Genomic DNA, 19,028 nt, shown 5'->3' with positions numbered 1-19,028 from the left:
TACCATTATTCATTCTCTGCTGTTAGAGGCAGTTCAATTCTAAAACAAACATCTGCTGATTTATGAGGCACCAAGGAGAGCTCTCCCCCCATTTGTTTGATGCAATCCTGTGCAATACTTAGCCCTAATCCACTTCCTTTAACAGCACCTTTTCTTTGTAATGAACCTTGATAAAAAGGCTCAAATATCATGCTTTTTTCAGAATCTGGGATTGGAGTACCTGTATTAGCAACTTCAATCAGAAGTTTATTGTCTATCCTACGACTAGAAACCCAAATATTACCTGATTCGCTGCCATAGTGCACCGCATTGGAGTAGATATTATCGATTACACGCCCAAGAAGTGTCGGTTCTGCTAAGCAACTTTCAACTTTTAGACGCACGTCCGTTTTAATATTTTTCGCTCTCGCCGGTAAATTATGTGCATTTACAATATCGTCAATCAGCTTTTGCAAATCGACTAATTGTGCTTCAGGTGGGTTATCTACCAATTTGCGATTATAATCAAGAAGTTGTTCAATAAGTTGCTGAAGGTGCTTACTGCTATGATCTAAGATTTCGACAACTTCCCTTTGGGAGACCGTTAATGGCCCAGCAACCTCATCCGCAAGAAGTTCTGTTCCCTCACGCATACTGGCTAAAGGCGTTTTTAATTCATGTGAAATATGACGCAAAAATTCATGGCGTTGAGATTCAAGCCATGCCAAACGTTCGCTCAACCAGATGATCCGCTGAGCAATAGTACGCAGCTCTCGAGGGCCTTTAAAGCGTTCTATATTGCTCGCCAAGGTTCGACCAGTACCGAGGCGGTTAATCATTCGCTCAATAACCTTCACCGGACCAATAATCATCCTTGTGAATAAAGTGACCAGTAATGCGCTCAATAAAAAGAGGATTAAACTTTGCCAACCAAATAATTGCCCTTTATTGGCAATTGCTTTTTGTAATTGCTCTCCACGACTAAAAATCACATTTCTTGTTTCTTGAATTAAAAGTGCATTTTCAGCGGAAAATTGTTCCAATGCTTGAACAACTTTCTGGGTTGGTTCGTTATTTTCACAAGTAACTGCTTTAAGTTGCCCTAATATTTTAGACAGGTTAGAGGTATCTGAGTCTTTCGGTAAAATCGTCTTTTGGCGCTCAAGCATCTGTTCATAGTCAACAAATTGCTTTTGATACTGTGTCTGTAGTGTCGCATCTTGTAAAACACAATATTGCCGATAACTACGCTCCATTTCCAAGGCGAGACTACTCATGACCTCACTGCGCCTTGCGTCAAGCAATGTGGTCTTATTGATATCGGCTGCTTGATTACTCAGTTGCTCTAAGCTTTGGTAAGCCTGATAAGCTAACACTAAGAGTGGTAATAATACCAACCAGAATGCCATAACAACCAATTGGCGCAAGGAGCGCGGGAAAAAACGCCATTTACTCAATGCATTCATCTCATACTCATTAAACGTTTTTTAATGGTAACAGAACTCTTTGTAGGACGGGTAGTTGAATCACAATTCTGTATACCGCAATGTTGAAATCAGACTAAGTGTATAATGTGATAGCAATCAACATGCCAACCTCTCTAAATAAAGGTCGGGGCTTTTTAGCCACGCATATCTATTGATAAATAAATAGCAAAAGCGCATTTCAACAACCAATCACTTAAGATGATCTTTGGGGAAACTACACTGAGATAGCAACGCAGCGGTTCGAAAGATTGGGGGAGATAAACAGGAAGGCGGGATAGAGTATTGGACTCTACCCCGCCAGCGATGGGTTACTTCTTTTATATGACTATGTCTTTACAATAAAGATAATCATATAGGTGGTGCCTCACTCAACGTGTCGCCCTGTGTTTGATAAGGCCCGAAGGCGAGTATCTGTGCTGTTGGACGGTAGGCACCTTACTTTGGCGTCATTCTTGCTTTATGTGGTATGTACCCAACTAATTATGGACCTACATAATAAATTGAATGAGCAACTGAGTATTATTATGCACAAGCCATGCCAACTTTTCAAGAAAACACTCATCACTTTGAATAATAACAAAAAATATATTCAATCATTCTTTTGCGGGATTTAAGTACACAAAAATAGTGTTCTCCATTCATCGTATTGTCGCTAATTTAAGACACTCTAGCACCAAAAATAAAATAACCTTAAATATCAATAAGATAAGTGTCTCCATTTGGCGACAGTGGCAATACTGGTCTGTCGTTAATTTTATACACCCCGTATTAGAGGGGGAAAAACCTAGTTAACCCTATTGATATTTCAGTTAAGTTACATTAAATATATTTATATTTTATGTGTGAAATAAAATATTGACTCTAATTTGACAATCTATAACAAAGCAGACAACCAAAAAAATAATTACTTATAATACATTAAGATAAGAAATTCTCGCATTTTCTTTTTATATGGTTTGCTTTTTCCGCAAAGTAATACAATACTTAAAAAGAACAAATCAATTGACCTTTTTTTAAACAATAATAGGATGTCAAATGAAAGACTCTTCAACGGTAACTAACAAACCAGATGACCTCAGTGCTGGCGTATACGTTTTACAGCAAACAATTGGTTTCATGTTTCAAGCTGCATTACGTGCAGCTGCAAAACTTAATTTAGCTGAACACTTAGAGAGTGGCCCCAAAACGTCAGAGCAGCTAGCACAAGAACTCGGTTGCAGAGAAAGAACAATTCGCCAAATACTGCGCCTGCTTGCCAGCCACCGGATTTTTACCTCTCTAGGTGACTCGCGTTTTGCCTTAAACCCTGAAGCCGAATTTCTAAAGGCTGATCATCCATTTTCATTACGCCAAGCGATACTCATGGTAACAGACCAAACATTTTGGATGCCGTCTTATCAATTAAGTGATATCGCATTAAAAAAACCGGTATTTGAAGATTTATTTGGCGGTAGTTTCTTTGAATATTGGGAGAAAAATGCCAACTTACCCGACAACTTCCATAATGGTATGTCATCATTTTCAGCGATAGAAAATAACTCTGTAGTTAGGCATTATGATTTCAATGAAAATATTGTTGTAGCTGATATTGCGGGTGGCTTTGGTGGTTTACTTCTCGAAGTACTGAAAAACAACCCAACAGTTCAAGGTATTCTATTTGATAGGTACATGTTTTAGAAAATAATATCTTACACTTATTAGAAGATGACTCTCGTTGGGAAACTTGCCCCGGTTCTTTCTTTGAAAAATGCCCAGAAGCCGATATATTTTTACTTAAGTATATCAGCCATGACTGGCCAGATGACAAAGTTGTTGAGATCCTAAAAACTATCCGCCGTGCCATGAAGCAATCATCTAAATTACTCTTGATCGATTGTGTTATTGGTGATGATGACAAACCCTATTTTGGCAAAGAATTGGATTTACTCTGTATCAACCTTTCCGCGGATGGCGGCGGGCATACAAAAGCAGAGTTTGAAGCGCTATTTGCCAAGTCTGGGTTAAAACTTAACCGAATCATCGACACGGATACCCACGTTTATATCATTGAAGTATTGCCTGTTTAATCATCTAAGTAAGGGCTAACTCTTCAGGTAATAAAGCATTAAGCCTTAGTTTTATTACCTTGTACGATTAAGTCATTGCCTATTGTGGGCTCGCCTTCCCTCCTCCTTTTATACTCTGCTTTTCTGATGAATATCAGAATTCTAAATGATGTTTATAGATTATCCTTTCCCATCTTGATATAAGACTGAGTAACACACTACACATTAAAATAATAAAGCCAAATGATAAAAATCGCCTTAATTGATGACCATATTGTTGTACGGTCTGGGTTCGCTCAATTGCTTACCTTAGAAAGTGATATTTCAGTGGTTGGGCAATATGCAAATGCCCAAGAAGCTTGGCCAAACCTAATTAACCTTGATATAGATGTGGCCATTATGGACATTTCTATGCCTGATGAAAACGGCTTGCAATTACTCACGCGTCTACGCCAGAAAAAGCCCGACTTCCGTACAATTATTTTAAGTATTTATGACACGCCGGCTTTTGTTCAAAGTGCGTTAGATGCGGGGGCTAGCGCTTATTTAACGAAACGCTGCGGACCAGAAGAATTAGTCCAAGCTGTTCGTTCTGTCCATCAGGGAGGTTGCTACCTATGTTCAGATGCCATGAGAGCTTTACGCCATTCACCGCAGCAACAAAAAGGAATTCAAGAGCTTACCCCTCGTGAACGCGAAGTATTTGATTTATTAGTATCAGGGTTAAGCGTTAAGGTCATAGCTGAACAACTCGAATTGAGCCATAAAACTGTTCATGTGCACCGTGCTAATGTACTCGGTAAATTACAGTGTGAAAATACCATCGATCTGGTTCATTATGCATTAGAACACAACCTGATTTCTCGATAATTTATGATGAATAAAAGCCTGCGATTAACACTGCAATCCACCTTTCTACTTTTTACCTATTCATTATTGTGGGTTGGATTGTGGATCATCGGTTTTTATTTGAGCCAAAATAGTTTTCAAGCAACATTATTTCTTCCTCAAGGGTTAAGACTCGCTTTAATGATCATCCTTTGGCGACGCTATTGGCCAACACTGCTACTCAGTGAAGGAATACTCAATCTTTGGCTATCAGAAGAACAATTACTGTTTCAACCTATTTTATTACTCTCTCCATTGCTTAGCCTTGGAGTCGCTTTTATTATTCAAGATATCTGGTGGCGATACACTTTATATTGGCAACGTTTATTACTGTTGCTCGCCGGTGTGGCTGCAAATAGCATTCTGCATGCGTTATTATTTGGTTGGTTATCCCCCTATTCCGTTAGCCAGTTATTTTTAACGACATTTACTGGCGGAATTTTGCTATCCCCATTTGTTTACCTAATTTATGAATATCTACACGAACAGCACTACCAAATGTTACTTGACTATGGGACTCCTGATAAGCAATTACGTACTTCATTGATTGTCTGGTGCTTTTTGTTTTGTGTTGTCGGTTTAAGCGCTCAAGTCTTTTTTGCGCCTGAAATAGAGCGTTTAATTGTCCTACTGGTATTTATTCCTAATGTTTTTATGGCCTATCGCTATGGCTGGCAAGGTGGAGTACTTTCCGCTCTATTAGGGAGTTTAATTATTACTTTTGCTCGGCAATTCCACGGTGCCTTCGCTGATTTAGAAGAGCTAGAGATGTTCTTAAGTACCCAAGCCCTTATTGGTATTGGATTAGGGATTGCCATTAGCCGTCAAAAACAACTTGCTAGCAATTTACAACGTTACCGCCAACGTTTAGAACAAGAGCTAAAAGCTCGTCGTGATTTAATGCGCCAATTAGTCCATACCGAAGAAGATATTAAAAAAGCGATTGCCCGTGAGTTACACGATGAAATCGGCCAAAATATTACCGCCATCCAAATTCAATCAATGTTAGTCAAAAAAACTGCCGCTGATCCACTTGGCCAGCAAGCAGCGAGCCAAATTAATGAACTCGCGCAGCAAATTCACCAGTCTACACGGCAATTGTTGCGCCAGTTACGCCCGCCCGTGCTAGAAGAAATGTCCTTGGAAAAAGCGCTTAAACACTTAATTGCTGAGTTTTCCTTCCCTGAAAGGAATATTCAATGCCATTTTCATTACGGTTTACAAGAAACACCAATAAACGAAACGGTTTTATTTACACTATATCGGCTAGTCCAAGAGTTACTTAACAATATCAGTAAGCATGCGAAAGCCACTCAAATCCATATATCACTTGAACAAGTAAATGACCAGATCCAGCTTATCGTTGATGATAATGGCGTTGGTATTCCTTTTAGTAAACGAACCAGCGGCTTTGGTTTACGTGGTATTGAAGAACGAGTCAGAGCCTTAGGCGGTGATTGGACGTTAACTACCCAAAATGGAACGAAAATAAGTGTTAACTTGCCCACATTTTGAGATAAAACATCGCAAAACTAGGAATTATTCCTACCCCTCTAATACCTTCTCTCATCCTTTTTGTTAAAAACTTGATTACATTTGCCAAACAAGAGAAACAACACCATGACAGGTAATGACACGTTGAGTCTGGATAACACTTATCGTTTTTGGCGTCGCCGCTTAATGCTATCAATGATTATTGGTTATGCCACTTTTTACCTTACACGAAAAAGCTTTAATTTCGTGATGCCAGTTATGCAAAGTGAATTGTTTCTCGATAAAAGCGATATCGGCTGGATAGCCACTGCGTTTTACCTTACCTACGGTATTTCAAAGTTTTTATCGGGTATTTTTCACGATATTACAGGATATCGCTGGTTTATGGGGGCAGGCCTAGTGATGACTGGGTTGCTAAATATCGTATTCGCCTATTGCTTATCGTTCCCTGCTTTATTAGTGGTGTGGACATTAAATGGTTTTTTCCAAGGTTGGGGATGGCCTCCTTGCGCACGTATCTTAACCCATTGGTATTCACGCAATGAACGTGGCTTTTGGTGGGGGTTATGGAATATCTCGATAAACCTTGGTGGAATGCTGCTGCCTTTATTGACAGCGCTATTAGCCACCCAATATAGCTGGCAGATGGCTTTAATTGTTCCTGGGGTAATTGGCGTGGTTGTTGGTTTATGGCTATGTAGTCAGTTACGAGGAACACCACAAGAAGAGCATCTTCCTAGCGTGGGCCAATGGCGAAAAGATGTGCTGGAATTACGCCAAGAGCGTTTGTCTCCGCCAATGCCAATGCTCTTGATTTTAAAAGAGAGCATCGTTTTTAACCGCATGATTTGGTTATTAGGTTTCTCTTATATCTTAGTTTATTTGATCCGTATGGCAATAAATGATTGGGGAAACCTATGGTTAACGGAAACACACGGTACCAACTTACTGAGTGCTAACGCAACATTATCGTTATTTGAATTAGGTGGCTTATTAGGGGCACTTTGTTCTGGCTGGGGTTCAGATCTTTTGTTTCGCGGCCAACGCGCACCTATGATTTTACTGTTTTCATTGGGCCTGTGTGTTTCAGTTAGCGCCTTATGGTTAACGCCAATTCATCATTATGCATTATTGGCTGTATGTTTTTTTGCTATCGGCTTTTTTGTTTTTGGACCACAAATGTTAATCGGTCTAGCTGCAACAGAATATTGTCATAAAAAAGCAGCTGGAGCGGTAACAGGCTATCTTGGCTTGTACGCCTATTTAGGTGCCGCAATTGCTGGATGGCCACTCTCTCAGGTCATTGCACGTTATGGTTGGTCAGGGATGTTTACCTTGCTCGCCAGTGCAGCGGCTCTGATGGGGCTACTGCTAATGCCTCTTTTGATTGCCAATGTCAGCAAACGGGAGCACTTAGCAGGCACTGTTTCACCCTCTGATAATAAAACCTGAAAAAAGGACTGACAATGAAACTGAAAACTCTCTCTACGCTTATCGCTGCGGGTTTGTCACTTGCAGCAATCACTACCACTGCAAATGCCGCAGGCCGTCTGGTGGTTTACTGTAGCGCAACTAATGCCATGTGCGAAACAGAAACCCAAGCTTTCGCGAAAAAATACGATGTCAAAACCACATTTGTTCGTAACGGTTCTGGCAGTACTTTAGCTAAAATTGAAGCAGAAAAACGCAATCCACAAGCTGATGTATGGTATGGCGGTACATTAGACCCTCATTCACAGGCGGGGGAAATGGATTTACTCGAACCCTATAAATCGCCAAAATTATCTGAAATCATGCCTCAGTTCCAAGACCCTGCGAAACGTAAAGGGAACTATTCTTCCGCGGTTTACATTGGTATTTTAGGCTTTGGCGTAAATAAAGACCGCTTAAAAGAAAAAGGTTTACCTATCCCAACTTGCTGGAAAGACCTGACTAAACCTGAATATAAAGGCGAAATTCAAATTGCTGACCCACAAAGCTCAGGGACAGCTTATACCGCACTGGCCACTTTTGACCAGCTATGGGGAAATGAACAAGCTTTTGATTATCTGAAAAAACTGAATGCGAATATTTCACAATACACCAAGTCAGGGATTGCACCGGCACGTAATGCGGCTCGAGGTGAGTCTGCTATTGGTATCGGGTTCTTACATGATTATTCATTAGAAGTCGAAAATGGCGCACCATTAGAGCTTATTGCACCTTGTGAAGGTACAGGCTATGAAATTGGCGGTATCAGTATCCTTAAAAATGCGCGCAATATGGATAACGCCAAACTATTCGTTGATTTTGTCCTCTCTAAAGAAGCGCAAGAACTTAGTTGGAAAGAAGGTAAATCTTACCAGATTTTAACCAATACCACTGCGGAGTCTTCCCCAGTTTCATTAAAACTCAATGACTTAAACCTAATTAACTATGATATGGATAAATACGGGGATGCAGATGTCCGTAAAAATCTGATCAATAAATGGGTTACTGAAGTAAAAATGAGCAAATAACAATTTGGTGCGGCGTTAATACGCCGCATTGAGCACTTACTTAACTAAAATAAAAATTAATTTAATTAAGCTCAAAATAGTTTGTGTCATGGCTAAACACCCTGCTTACACAAAATATAATGAGCTTAGGGGGATCTATGTCTCAAACCCTAACACTGACACCACCTAAAAAGCGAGATAGCACCTTTTTCTGGTTGTTATTAGCTTGGATTGGTTTTGCTTTGCTACCTTCTTGGAGCCTTGATTATGGCTTACTTGATTCTACGCAAGATGAAATCCTTGCCGCGTATGGTTGGAGCAGCTTAAACATTAGTTGGCTTTGGTATTTATTGCCTTCTATTTTATTTATTCGCCCGTTAACACCTGCGGATCGCTATCATAAAACTCGCCATTATTTGGATATTGGCATTGCAGTAGCAACGGTTGCTATAGTCATTTTGACCTCTTATCTTGAAGGAAAAGGCTTAGGCTACTCTTCGATAGTGTTATTTATCGCCCTTGGCATGGTGATGACTCTCGCACTAACACGCCTTGAATGGCTTGGTGGCGACCAGTTTGTTATTGGTTCACTCATCACTGTTGTCACCCTGATTGCGCTGTTTATTGTTTTTCCGAGCGTGGCTATTTTTATTCCCATGTTCACCGATGGTAATGGCGATTTTGCTCCCTTTGCGTTTGTAGCGATTTTGACACAATCACATATTGTTCAAGTCATTATTAACTCAATCTTTTTATCATTGGCGGTTGGTGCTGGCTGTACCTTCTTTGGTTTAATTTTAGCTATTTACACCACTCGTATTGCGAAACGCTCCGCAATTATTGGCCGTATTTTCTCAATATTACCCATCGTAACTCCGCCATTCGTTGTCGGTTTGGGTGTTACGTTGATGATGGGGCGTTCTGGGTATATCACCGAATTTCTCGCGGCCTATATGGGGTTAGAAAATACCAACTGGTTATACGGTTTTACTGGTATTTGGCTAGCTCAAGTCCTCGCCTTTACCCCTATGTCATTTATGATTTTGGATGGGGCAATTAAAACTATTCATCCATCATTAGAAGAAGCTTCGTATACCTTACGAGCTAACCGCTACCAAACCTTTTTTAATGTGTTTATGCCATTACTGAAACCTGCACTGGCTAACGCATTCTTAATTGTCATCGTTCAGTCATTAGCCGATTTTAGTAACCCATTAGTGTTAGGCGGTAACTTCGATGTTCTAGCAACACAAATTTATTTTTATATCACAGGTTCTCAGCTCGATTATCAAGCAGCAAGTACCTTAGGTGCATCACTATTAGTTTTCTCACTATTAGTGTTCTGCGTTCAATATATGTGGATAGGTAAGCGTTCCTATGTCACTGTTTCGGGCAAATCGTATCGCGGTGATGTACAACCATTACCTGTGTCATTAATTGCTACTGTAACTACCTTCTTAGCTATTTGGGTTGCCTTTAACGTATTGTTATACGGTAGTATTTTCTATGGTAGCTTCACGGTAAACTGGGGCGTTGATTACACATTAACCTTCGATAACTTTATTAAGTTATTCGGTCAAGGTATGAGTGACGGCGCATGGCCATCCTTATTAGATACCCTTCTGTACGCGGGTATTGCTGCACCAATCACCGCCATACTCGGCTTGTTAATTGCTTATATCGTCGTTCGCCAAGATTTTCGTGGTAAAAAAACCATCGAATTTACCACCATGCTGTGCTTTGCCGTACCGGGAACAGTGGCTGGTGTGTCATACATTTTAGCCTTTAATGACTCGCCATTTTACTTAACTGGTACCGCAGCTATCGTCATTATATCGATGACCATGCGTAATGTTCCGGTCGGTATCCGTGCCGGTATTGCGGGCTTAGGGCAAATTGATAAATCGTTAGATGAAGCCTCACTCAGCTTACGGGCAGGCTCCATGCGCACCATTTTCTTTATCCTGTTGCCATTACTGCGCCCTGCGATTTTATCGGCTTTGATTTATAGCTTCGTGCGAGCGATCACGACAGTAAGTGCCATTGTATTCTTGGTAACCCCCGATACTCGCGTAGCAACTGCCTACATTCTTAATCGTGTTGAGGATGGTGAATACGGCGTGGCAATTGCTTATGGTTCAATACTGATTGTCGTCATGTTGGCCATTATTTTCTTATTTGACTATTTAATTGGCGAAGCCCGTGTTTCACGTTCCAAAGCCAAAAATGCACAGTAATCATGGAGTAACTGACATGACACAACATAATTTTGTTGAATTAAAAAATGTGACTAAACGCTTTGGTACCAATACGGTCATCGACGATTTAAGTCTTTCTATTCCACAAGGCAGTATGGTGACCTTATTAGGTCCCTCTGGCTGTGGTAAAACCACGGTATTACGTTTAGTCGCAGGGTTAGAAAAACCCACAGAAGGACGGATGTTTATAGATGGTGAGGATGTTACCGATCGTTCAATCCAACAACGTGATATTTGTATGGTTTTCCAATCATATGCCCTATTCCCTCATATGTCGTTAGGGGACAACGTCGGTTATGGTTTGAAAATGTTAGGCTTACCTAAAGCTGAAATCAGAAAACGTGTTGACGAAGCACTAGAATTGGTTGATTTAGCTGGCTTTGCTGACCGTTTTGTTGACCAAATTTCTGGTGGCCAGCAACAGCGTGTTGCTTTAGCTCGTGCATTGATCCTCAAACCTAAAGTGTTGTTATTTGATGAGCCATTAAGTAACTTAGATGCCAATTTACGCCGTAGCATGCGTGAAAAAATCCGTGAATTACAGCAACAGTTTAACATCACCTCGTTATACGTGACCCATGACCAAAGTGAAGCCTTCGCCGTTTCCGATATGGTTTTGGTGATGAACAAAGGGAAAATCATGCAATTAGGTTCTCCACAAGAACTATACCGTCAGCCTGCCTCAAGGTTTATGGCCAGCTTTATGGGAGATGCGAATATTTTCCCTGCCACACTGACTCATGATTCAGTAAATATTTTTAATTATCACTTACCTCGCCCAGCACAACTAGCAACGGATAATACGGAAATCACTGTCGGTGTACGCCCTGAAGCTATCACGCTTAGCTTACAAGGTGACGATAGCCAACGCTGTACTGTCACTCATGTGGCTTATATGGGGCCTCAATATGAGGTCACTGTTGATTGGCATGGTCAATCCATGTTGTTGCAAATTAATGCCACACAATTGCAGCCAACCGTAGGGGAAAACCTTTATTTACAGATCCACCCCTATGGCATGTTTATTCTTGAGTAATGTTACACTCTTTAAATAATGCTTAATGTGGTTAGGCAACAGGTAAATGAAATACCAGAGTAAAGTACAAGGAAGTAACCACGTTAAGAAGCATTAAAGACTAGCTTAGCTAACAACAGAATAACTTGGCATTTGTGAATAACTCGTCGCCCCTCCGCCCTTTAGGGTGGAGGAATACGCAGCACCGATAGGAAGTTTAATCACTAAAAGCATGTAAGCCGTTATTTGAATATCAAACTTTATTTTTTTCTAAAAAAATAATTAACATACTTAAAAGAATAAATAACATACCGATTATCATTGAAATTGTCATAGACTCATCTAAAAGATAAGATGAGATCATGACACTAATGATTGGTGAAATAAGAATTGAGTATGATGACAGTTTAACACCGCCGTGCCCTATCATGTAATACCAAAGAATATAAACAATCACCCCATTAGCCAGCCCCATATAGATAATTGGAATATATACAGTCCAAAGAAATTCAGGATGTATATTACTCAATATGTTTACATCAACATCTAAAAATGGCATTAACAATACAAGAAAAATCAATGAGACTATATTTTGGTAAAATACTTTTGAAGTTAGGTTTATTTTTAAGACGATTTTTTCAGATAAAATGGTTCCTATCGCCCACATGAGTGCACTTAATAGAATTATCGCTTCGCCAATACTTATGCCAGATGGCGCTATAAATATAAAAATGCCACTAATACATAATAAAGACACAATTATTGAACGAAATTCAATGTGTTTATTCATTATGCTCAGCAAGAGTGTTGCCATTACTGGCATCGTATAAACAAGTACAGACGCCTTTACAGCTTCAGTATACTTTAACGCCAAACTATTTAATATAGGAACCAAAAAAACATTCAAAAAACCAAGTGGGATACTTTTTAAAAAGTATTGAATATTAAACCGATATCGACCAATAATGAAAAATACAAAACACAAAAAAACAACTGAAATAACTAATGAATAGATTCTAAAACCCCAAACACCTACTTGGTCAATTGCCAGTTTTGATATAGGAAATGCACTCCCCCATATTAATGACATTAAAGTAGCACAAAGAAGCACTTTAATTTTTTTCATTATACCTCACAACTAATGCCATTCTTTTGCTTATTTTATTAGATATTACTGTAGAAACAAAATGTGGGATTTTTCTTTTTTTTGTGTCAAAAATTAAAATGTTTAGATATGATGGGATAAATGTTTCTAAAATTTCTTTTTTTTCGTTATCTAATATCATCGTTAACCCTCCATAGTTCGCTTCCCATTTCTTTGTTAAGTTAATCACGATGCCTATACCATCATCGGAGTCACAATGTGTAGTTAAAAAATCATTTTTATCAAACTTGCTTAAATATATGTTTGATATCATATTTACTTTCTTTCCAGTTATACTCCATAAAAAATCTTTAAATTTAACATCATCAACAACCGCAATTAAATCAACTAAAATTATTTTAATTTCATCAAAGCATATTCTTCTAAATGAAAATGAAAACTCGCCATTATCTCTATCCTCAAATGCTATTGTTTTTTCATAATTGATACTCTCTATATCAGTGTCAGAAAGATAAAAATCGCTTACCCCTCGCCTATTTTTTATAATAAAACTCCATTTATCCTCTTCAATATTATTAATTAAATTTAAATTAACTTCAAATTCAGGAAAAAAATCTTTTATTGAAAAACTAGTATACCCATTACTTAAAAATTCTTTGTTATGCTTACTTATCCCCATTAAACAGATTCTCCTCTGAAAAACTCAAGTCCCTAAGTGAGATTGTAACTTTCCTTCCTTCCAATGAGATAGCATCATATTTAGTAATAACTTTAATTACTTGGTCAACCACTAACCCTGACATTACAGCTAGTGATGGTGAGCTTTGCCAAGCATTAACAGTTCTCACCCCATTTAAAAACTGTTGCTTCATTCTTGCTTCTTGAAACTCTTTCACTGTCGGGTCATCACTATAGAATGTTTTTTTAATTTGATGTTTAACATCAAAGTATGTTTTCCCTATTTGATTATTTAAATAAATAGGTCCTATGGATATTTCATGTGGGTCCCCACCAAGTTCAATGATAGGTATCGATTTATCAATAGCAACTTTGTGTATTACCTCCTCTACCGTATTTTTTTTGTAGTAGCCTAAACTTGCCCATGCAAGTAAAATCATATCAACATTATTAAGTAAATCATTAATTCTATTTTCATTTGGCGTTAAAAATTCAAAAAACTTTTCTATTTTAGTGTGTTTATTATGCTTATATATTCCATTTTCAGCTGAGTCAACTTTTCTTTTTCCGATATCCTCCTCTGTATATAAGACTTGTCTATTTAGGTTTGATAATTCGACAATATCACCATCAACAATCCTTAACGTTCCAACCCCCATTAATGCAAGTTGTAATGAGCACCATGTTCCCCATCCACCCATTCCCAGCACTAAAACTCTGCTTTTTTTCAAACGTTCCTGATATCTTATCGATGATAAATTATCATTATCGACTAAAGAAAATTGTAATAATTGACGATCGTACAATTCAATCTCTCTAGAAGAAAGTAATTCGGATGAAATAATATTATCTTCAACTAAACCACATGATATCATTTTTTGAATAAAATCTATGACTTCATATTCTTCAACATTTAAGTTTCTATTTAATAGTTCCTTTATTATTCTAGGTAATGTATGCTCTCCATCTAATTTAGACAATACGACTTTTACCCATTCAGGGGGGGACTTAATTATTTTAGCCTTACTAGGGATCTCACCAATACAAATATTTCCATTATCAGATTCAATAACATGATGAGAACGCTTTATCATTGGTTTTGTTATTCCGTTATACATATTCACACCTCCATTAAAATGCCGCTGTGGACGGCATTTTTTCAATCTTTACGACTCTAATATAACTTCTTCATCTTCATTATACATCGCAATTTCTTCGCTAATTGAAGATATACGCTCAGTTAAATCATGTAATATTATTTCATTTTCCATATTTTCACCTAGAATAAATGTAATTTTAATTAAATATTATCCACATTGATAACATTAAGATTAAAAATGATTAAATTAAGACAGTCAATATCAATAGAGAAACAAAAAAACTAACCATATAACAATAAAAAATACTGATAATTCATATTATTTAAATATATGCATGCTATTTTAAACCTCATAAAAAAACCAGCGCTTAAGTCTCCTTAAACGCTGGTTTTTAATAGCAGAATTAATTATAAGAATGCTTTATATGGCAGTTCAGGTTCATTTTTAAAAATATCATTAAAGCCACGGAAATGCTGATAATGTATGCGGTCTTTATCTGTTGGGTAAGTATACTTACCACCTACCTGCCAGAAAAACGGCGCAAATTTGTATTGTAAACGCTCTTTTTTCATATTCCATAAAACTTCTATTTCACGTGGGTCATTTTGGAAGTTGGCCCAAATATCATGGTGGAATGGAATAACTCGCTCGCAATCAAGTGACTCCGCAGCACGCAAAATATCAGATGAAGTCATTTTGTCCGTGACTCCACGGGGGTTCTCTCCAAAAGAAAGCAATGCCACGTCAATATTATAACGGTTACCATGTGCTGCGTAATAATTTGAATAGTGAGAATCACCTGAGTGATAAATAGAACCACCTGTTGTTTCAATTAAATAATTCACTGCACGGTAATCCATACCATCTAGGATTTCTTTATCATAAGAAGACACGCCTTGCGGTAGCGTAACCAGTGCTGTACGGTCGAAAGAATCGAGTACACGAATTTTCATGTCTCCGACTTCAATCACATCCCCCACCTTTGCCACAACACAACGCTCTGTAGGAACGCCCCATTTGGTCCATAAATCAACACAAGCTTGCGGGCCAATAAATTTAACGTGTTCACCGCAATTTTGTAATACTGCGGCTGCGACATTGACATCAATATGGTCGGCATGGTCATGGGAGGCTAATACCGCATCAATTTGTTTAATTGCAAATGGGTCGAGAGGAAAAATAGAGGTTCTTAGGTTAGGCTGTAATGCTTCTACCCCTCCCATGCGCATCATTTGGTGTTGCTTATTCATCAACGGATTTTTCTGCGTTTTTTTACCTGTCCCACACCAAAAATCGATAGAAATATTGGTATTACCTGCACTTTTCAGCCAAATTCCTGTACAGCCTAACCACCACATTGAGAATGTGTTTGGCTCAACAGCCGTTTTTTCAATTTCTTCATTCAACCAAGTTCCCCACTCAGGAAACGTACTTAAAATCCAAGATTCACGTGTGATTTCATTTACTTTACTCATAGTATTAATACCTTTTTCCAGAATTTTGAATGTAGGGAGCTTGGCGCCTTAATAGAGCATTAAGGCACTTAGCAAGATAGGATTAAATTCAATAAACCAAATATATGAAGGAATTAGACCAGTATGACCCGTGTTCCCTGTGCTTCAATGGCTTTAATAACTTCAGGGTTAGCGTTTTTTCCAGTAATTAAAACATCAATTTTATTTGCTGGGCAAAAGAGCATTCCTGTTCGATGCCCCACCTTAGAACTGTCAACCACCACCACGAGCTTATCGATTTGGTCAAGCATCTGTTGTTCAGCCACCGCCGTTAACATATCCGCTTTATACAAGCCGGCCTCTGTTAAGCCTTTGCCCGATGTAAACATCCAGTTACCTGCATAACCCATTAAGCTGTTCAGAGCTGGGTTTAAAAAAATATTTTGTGCCTTGTTGTACTGGCCACCAATTAAAATAACATCGTCGTGGTCTTGGTCTATTAAATAGCTTGCTAGCGGAAAATAATTGGTCACTATCTGTACGTTTTTCCCGCACAATTGCTGCCCAAGAAGGAACGCTGTTGAACCGCAGTTAATTACCGCGCTCTCACCGGGTAAACAGATTTCTGCCGCCTTAACCGCTATTTGTGATTTTTCCTCGTAGTGGTCAGTACTGTTAATATTTAACGGTGTCCACTTACGCTTTTTATTTTCAATTCTTTCTGCACCATTACGGACTTTTCGTAACTTACCTTGCTCATCTAACTTAGAAATATCGCGACGAGCCGTTGCAGGAGACACATTAAAGTGATCGGTAATATGAGAAACGTTGATCACCCTATTTGTTTCTAATAAAGACAATATTTCATTGTGTCTTTGCACTTCATTCATAACTATCGTCCTGTTAATAAGTAATCACTCTATGATTAAGTTTGATTACTTGTGATTGGTTTTGATTCTATTTATCTCGCTATTAGTTGTCAACCTTTGTCGTAACAAAAAACAGATATTTACTATGAATAAAAAAATAACACTGATTTTATTGGTGTTTTTAAATTTTACGTGATCAAATCGCCATTTATTTATTTTTTTGCTGGTAAAAAAACAGACAAATGCAAACAATCATAAAAGATCAGACGGTGATTACATATGATTACTTTTGGTTTTTTAACGACATTTTATAGGTTTAAAATGATTATATCGCAAGAACACCAGATACGATCAATATGATTAATCTCTACCCCATATAAATTACAAAAACAATTTGATTAGAGGTAAAAATATGGATTTTTTATACGACGCTTTCTATATTTTTTACAGCCAGGTAATGACAAAAGCGCCTCTATTATTAGGCTTAGTCACTTTTATTGGTTACTGGCTTTTGAAGCGTGACGGTACCACAATTCTTAAAGGAACAATCAAAACCATTGTCGGCTTTATGTTAGTCAGTGTTGGTGCCAGTACTCTGGTCTCCAGCTTCAAACCCGTGATTGAAAAAATGTCTGAATATCATGGCCTCACCGGTTCAGTCATTGACCCTTATACCTCCATGATGGCTACTATGGAAACCATGGGGGATGACTATTCATGGGTGGGTTATACGGTATTGTTAGCACTTGCACTTAACATCCTACTGGTACTCTTTCGCCGTATTACCGGTATCCGCACCATCATGCTGACGGGACATATCATGTTCCAGCAAGCAGGGTTGATTGCTGTTTTCTATTTTGTACTTGGCGCAAGTATGTGGGAAACCATTATCTACTCTGCGGTTTTAATGGCGTTATATTGGGGGATTTCCTCCAATATTATGTTTAAACCTACGCAGGAAGTCACTGGTGGGGCTGGTTTCTCAATTGGCCACCAGCAACAATTTGCCTCATGGATAGCCACTAAAGTCGCACCAAAATTAGGAGATAAAAAAGACAGCGTAGATAATTTAAACTTACCAAAATGGTTACACATCTTCCACGATAGTATTTCTGCAACAGCGATTGTGATGACCTTGTTCTTTGGGGTTATCCTAATTTCCTTCGGCATTCCAAACCTACAATCAATGGCAGGAACAACACACTGGACCATCTATATTATTGAGACTGGGCTAAAATTTGCGGTAGCCATTCAAATTATTGTAACCGGCGTGCGTATGTTTGTGGCTGAATTATCGGAAGCTTTTAAAGGTATTTCAGAACGAGTGATCCCAAATGCAGTGCTCGCGATTGACTGTGCGGCTATCTACGCCTTTTCACCAAATGCAATGGTATTTGGCTTTATGTGGGGGGCAATTGGCCAATTTGTTGCCGTACTCGGTATGCTGGCATTTAGCTCCCCTATTATGATTATCCCAGGCTTTATCCCGATGTTTTTCTCAAACGCCACTATCGGTATTTTCGCTAACCACTTTGGGGGCTGGAAAGCCGTGATGAAAGTATGTTTTGTCATGGGAGTCATAGAAATATTAGGCTCGGCATGGGCGATTGATTTGATTAACCGCCAAGGCACTGATTTCAGCGGCTGGATGGGTATGGCCGACTGGGCATTAGCCTTCCCTGTTATTATGCAAGGGTTATCATTTTCAAAAATGTTTTTCTTTGTTGTCGTGGCGTTAGCCGTTGTCTATATGTACTTTGCGGCTAAAAAACTACGCGCAGAGGAAGATGCACAAGCCGCTTTAGGGCCTATTACTGAGCTAGAAGAAACTGAAGAACCACCCGAAGCTACATTTGAAAACCCCACTGTTAAACCCGTTAGGATTTTAGCCGTTTGCGGTAATGGACAAGGTTCATCAATGATGATGAAAATGAAAATTGGTCAATACCTTGAGAAAAAAGGCATTCCCCATGTAATGGACTCCTGCGCAGTATCTGACTATAAGTCAAAATTAACGGCAACAGATATTATCGTTTCTTCAAAACACCTAAGTGCTGAGATGGACCCAGGTGAAGGCAAGTTTGTTTTAGGCGTACAAAATATGCTCAATCCACATTCGTTTGGTGATGAACTGCTCAGTATTATTCATACTAATTTTCTAGCAAATAAATAGCATCAC

General features: G+C 38.7%; 16 protein-coding genes. 9 read left to right on the top strand and 7 right to left on the bottom strand.

From position 1 onward, the window contains the following. Nucleotides 1–5 precede the first annotated feature (5 nt). Entirely contained in the window at nt 6–1,445 is a 1,440-nt protein-coding gene (locus ABE954_RS08075; protein ID WP_042844664.1) for a HAMP domain-containing sensor histidine kinase, read from the bottom strand. 1,056 nt (nt 1,446–2,501) lie between these two features. On the opposite strand from ABE954_RS08075, the gene ABE954_RS08070 reads away from it, so the two are divergent. From ABE954_RS08070 to fbpC, 8 genes are all read left to right on the top strand, one after another. Next, a complete protein-coding gene (locus ABE954_RS08070; RefSeq protein ID WP_371025846.1) occupies nt 2,502–3,143 on the top strand; it encodes a methyltransferase in 642 nt (213 codons plus the stop codon). Between the two features lie 8 nt (nt 3,144–3,151). Then, entirely contained in the window at nt 3,152–3,532 is a 381-nt protein-coding gene (locus ABE954_RS08065) for a methyltransferase (RefSeq protein ID WP_371025893.1), read from the top strand. Between the two features lie 222 nt (nt 3,533–3,754). Beyond that, nucleotides 3,755–4,381: a response regulator transcription factor gene (locus ABE954_RS08060; RefSeq protein ID WP_042844669.1), complete on the top strand. Its 627-nt coding sequence runs from the start codon at nt 3,755–3,757 to the stop codon at nt 4,379–4,381. A gap of 6 nt (nt 4,382–4,387) precedes the next feature. Continuing rightward, nucleotides 4,388–5,914, top strand: a complete 1,527-nt coding sequence (locus tag ABE954_RS08055) for an MASE1 domain-containing protein (RefSeq protein WP_042845368.1) — start codon at nt 4,388–4,390, stop codon at nt 5,912–5,914. Nucleotides 5,915–6,019: 105 nt separating this feature from the next. Beyond that, on the top strand, nt 6,020–7,345 hold the full coding sequence (gene uhpC / locus ABE954_RS08050; RefSeq protein WP_042844672.1) for an MFS transporter family glucose-6-phosphate receptor UhpC: 1,326 nt from the start codon (nt 6,020–6,022) through the stop codon (nt 7,343–7,345). A 14-nt stretch (nt 7,346–7,359) separates the two neighbouring features. Beyond that, nucleotides 7,360–8,391, top strand: coding sequence for an ABC transporter substrate-binding protein (locus ABE954_RS08045; RefSeq protein WP_042844675.1), 1,032 nt, complete (start codon nt 7,360–7,362; stop codon nt 8,389–8,391). Between the two features lie 137 nt (nt 8,392–8,528). Beyond that, the gene (locus ABE954_RS08040) at nt 8,529–10,607 is read left to right on the top strand and encodes an iron ABC transporter permease (protein ID WP_166686818.1); all 2,079 of its coding nucleotides are present in this window, start codon (nt 8,529–8,531) and stop codon (nt 10,605–10,607) included. A 16-nt stretch (nt 10,608–10,623) separates the two neighbouring features. After that, nucleotides 10,624–11,664, top strand: a complete 1,041-nt coding sequence (gene fbpC, locus ABE954_RS08035) for a ferric ABC transporter ATP-binding protein (protein WP_042844680.1) — start codon at nt 10,624–10,626, stop codon at nt 11,662–11,664. Between the two features lie 232 nt (nt 11,665–11,896). Here fbpC and ABE954_RS08030 read toward each other — a convergent pair whose 3' ends face one another. The 6 genes from ABE954_RS08030 to ulaR all read right to left on the bottom strand — a co-directional run bounded on the left by ABE954_RS08030 (nt 11,897) and on the right by ulaR (nt 16,870). Continuing rightward, the gene (locus ABE954_RS08030; protein ID WP_131680551.1) at nt 11,897–12,769 is read right to left on the bottom strand and encodes a DMT family transporter; all 873 of its coding nucleotides are present in this window, start codon (nt 12,767–12,769) and stop codon (nt 11,897–11,899) included. Then, nucleotides 12,756–13,427 (bottom strand): 2OG-Fe(II) oxygenase family protein, encoded by a 672-nt coding sequence (locus ABE954_RS08025; protein WP_129466134.1) that lies wholly within the window; start codon nt 13,425–13,427, stop codon nt 12,756–12,758. Before ABE954_RS08025 ends, ABE954_RS08030 begins: the two co-directional genes overlap by 14 nt. Beyond that, nucleotides 13,414–14,544 carry a ThiF family adenylyltransferase gene (locus ABE954_RS08020; protein WP_129466135.1) on the bottom strand — a complete coding sequence of 377 codons (1,131 nt, stop codon included), beginning with the start codon at nt 14,542–14,544 and terminating at the stop codon, nt 13,414–13,416. The genes ABE954_RS08025 and ABE954_RS08020 overlap by 14 nt, the downstream gene beginning before the upstream one ends. A gap of 48 nt (nt 14,545–14,592) precedes the next feature. Further along, complete coding sequence (locus ABE954_RS08015; RefSeq protein ID WP_071548218.1) at nt 14,593–14,697, bottom strand: pantocin A family RiPP; 105 nt, start codon at nt 14,695–14,697, stop codon at nt 14,593–14,595. 236 nt (nt 14,698–14,933) lie between these two features. Further along, nucleotides 14,934–16,001, bottom strand: a complete 1,068-nt coding sequence (gene ulaG, locus ABE954_RS08010; protein ID WP_071548219.1) for an L-ascorbate 6-phosphate lactonase — start codon at nt 15,999–16,001, stop codon at nt 14,934–14,936. Nucleotides 16,002–16,114: 113 nt separating this feature from the next. Beyond that, the gene (gene ulaR / locus ABE954_RS08005; RefSeq protein ID WP_042844690.1) at nt 16,115–16,870 is read right to left on the bottom strand and encodes an HTH-type transcriptional regulator UlaR; all 756 of its coding nucleotides are present in this window, start codon (nt 16,868–16,870) and stop codon (nt 16,115–16,117) included. 391 nt (nt 16,871–17,261) lie between these two features. Between ulaR and ABE954_RS08000 the strand changes: the two genes are divergently transcribed. Further along, the gene (locus ABE954_RS08000; protein WP_272579203.1) at nt 17,262–19,022 is read left to right on the top strand and encodes a PTS ascorbate-specific subunit IIBC; all 1,761 of its coding nucleotides are present in this window, start codon (nt 17,262–17,264) and stop codon (nt 19,020–19,022) included. The last annotated feature ends 6 nt before the right edge of the window (nt 19,023–19,028 follow it).

Origin of the sequence: Providencia sp. TYF-12 (genome assembly GCF_041344805.1) — a bacterium.
Classification (GTDB): Bacteria; Pseudomonadota; Gammaproteobacteria; order Enterobacterales; family Enterobacteriaceae; genus Providencia; species Providencia huashanensis.
Note: the sequence above shows the minus strand (reverse complement) of the source record. Positions and strands in the feature narration are given on the sequence as shown.

Excerpts from the sequence above, each read along its gene's own strand:
- ABE954_RS08075 (WP_042844664.1), bottom strand. The coding sequence starts at position 1,445 with ATGAATGCATTGAGTAAATGGCGTTTTTTCCCGCGCTCCTTGCGCCAA.
- ABE954_RS08070 (WP_371025846.1), top strand. The coding sequence starts at position 2,502 with ATGAAAGACTCTTCAACGGTAACTAACAAACCAGATGACCTCAGTGCT.
- ABE954_RS08060 (WP_042844669.1), top strand. The coding sequence starts at position 3,755 with ATGATAAAAATCGCCTTAATTGATGACCATATTGTTGTACGGTCTGGG.
- ABE954_RS08055 (WP_042845368.1), top strand. The coding sequence starts at position 4,388 with ATGAATAAAAGCCTGCGATTAACACTGCAATCCACCTTTCTACTTTTT.
- uhpC (WP_042844672.1), top strand. The coding sequence starts at position 6,020 with ATGACAGGTAATGACACGTTGAGTCTGGATAACACTTATCGTTTTTGG.
- ABE954_RS08045 (WP_042844675.1), top strand. The coding sequence starts at position 7,360 with ATGAAACTGAAAACTCTCTCTACGCTTATCGCTGCGGGTTTGTCACTT.
- ABE954_RS08040 (WP_166686818.1), top strand. The coding sequence starts at position 8,529 with ATGTCTCAAACCCTAACACTGACACCACCTAAAAAGCGAGATAGCACC.
- fbpC (WP_042844680.1), top strand. The coding sequence starts at position 10,624 with ATGACACAACATAATTTTGTTGAATTAAAAAATGTGACTAAACGCTTT.
- ABE954_RS08030 (WP_131680551.1), bottom strand. The coding sequence starts at position 12,769 with ATGAAAAAAATTAAAGTGCTTCTTTGTGCTACTTTAATGTCATTAATA.
- ABE954_RS08025 (WP_129466134.1), bottom strand. The coding sequence starts at position 13,427 with ATGGGGATAAGTAAGCATAACAAAGAATTTTTAAGTAATGGGTATACT.
- ABE954_RS08020 (WP_129466135.1), bottom strand. The coding sequence starts at position 14,544 with ATGTATAACGGAATAACAAAACCAATGATAAAGCGTTCTCATCATGTT.
- ABE954_RS08015 (WP_071548218.1), bottom strand. The coding sequence starts at position 14,697 with ATGGAAAATGAAATAATATTACATGATTTAACTGAGCGTATATCTTCA.
- ulaG (WP_071548219.1), bottom strand. The coding sequence starts at position 16,001 with ATGAGTAAAGTAAATGAAATCACACGTGAATCTTGGATTTTAAGTACG.
- ulaR (WP_042844690.1), bottom strand. The coding sequence starts at position 16,870 with ATGAATGAAGTGCAAAGACACAATGAAATATTGTCTTTATTAGAAACA.
- ABE954_RS08000 (WP_272579203.1), top strand. The coding sequence starts at position 17,262 with ATGGATTTTTTATACGACGCTTTCTATATTTTTTACAGCCAGGTAATG.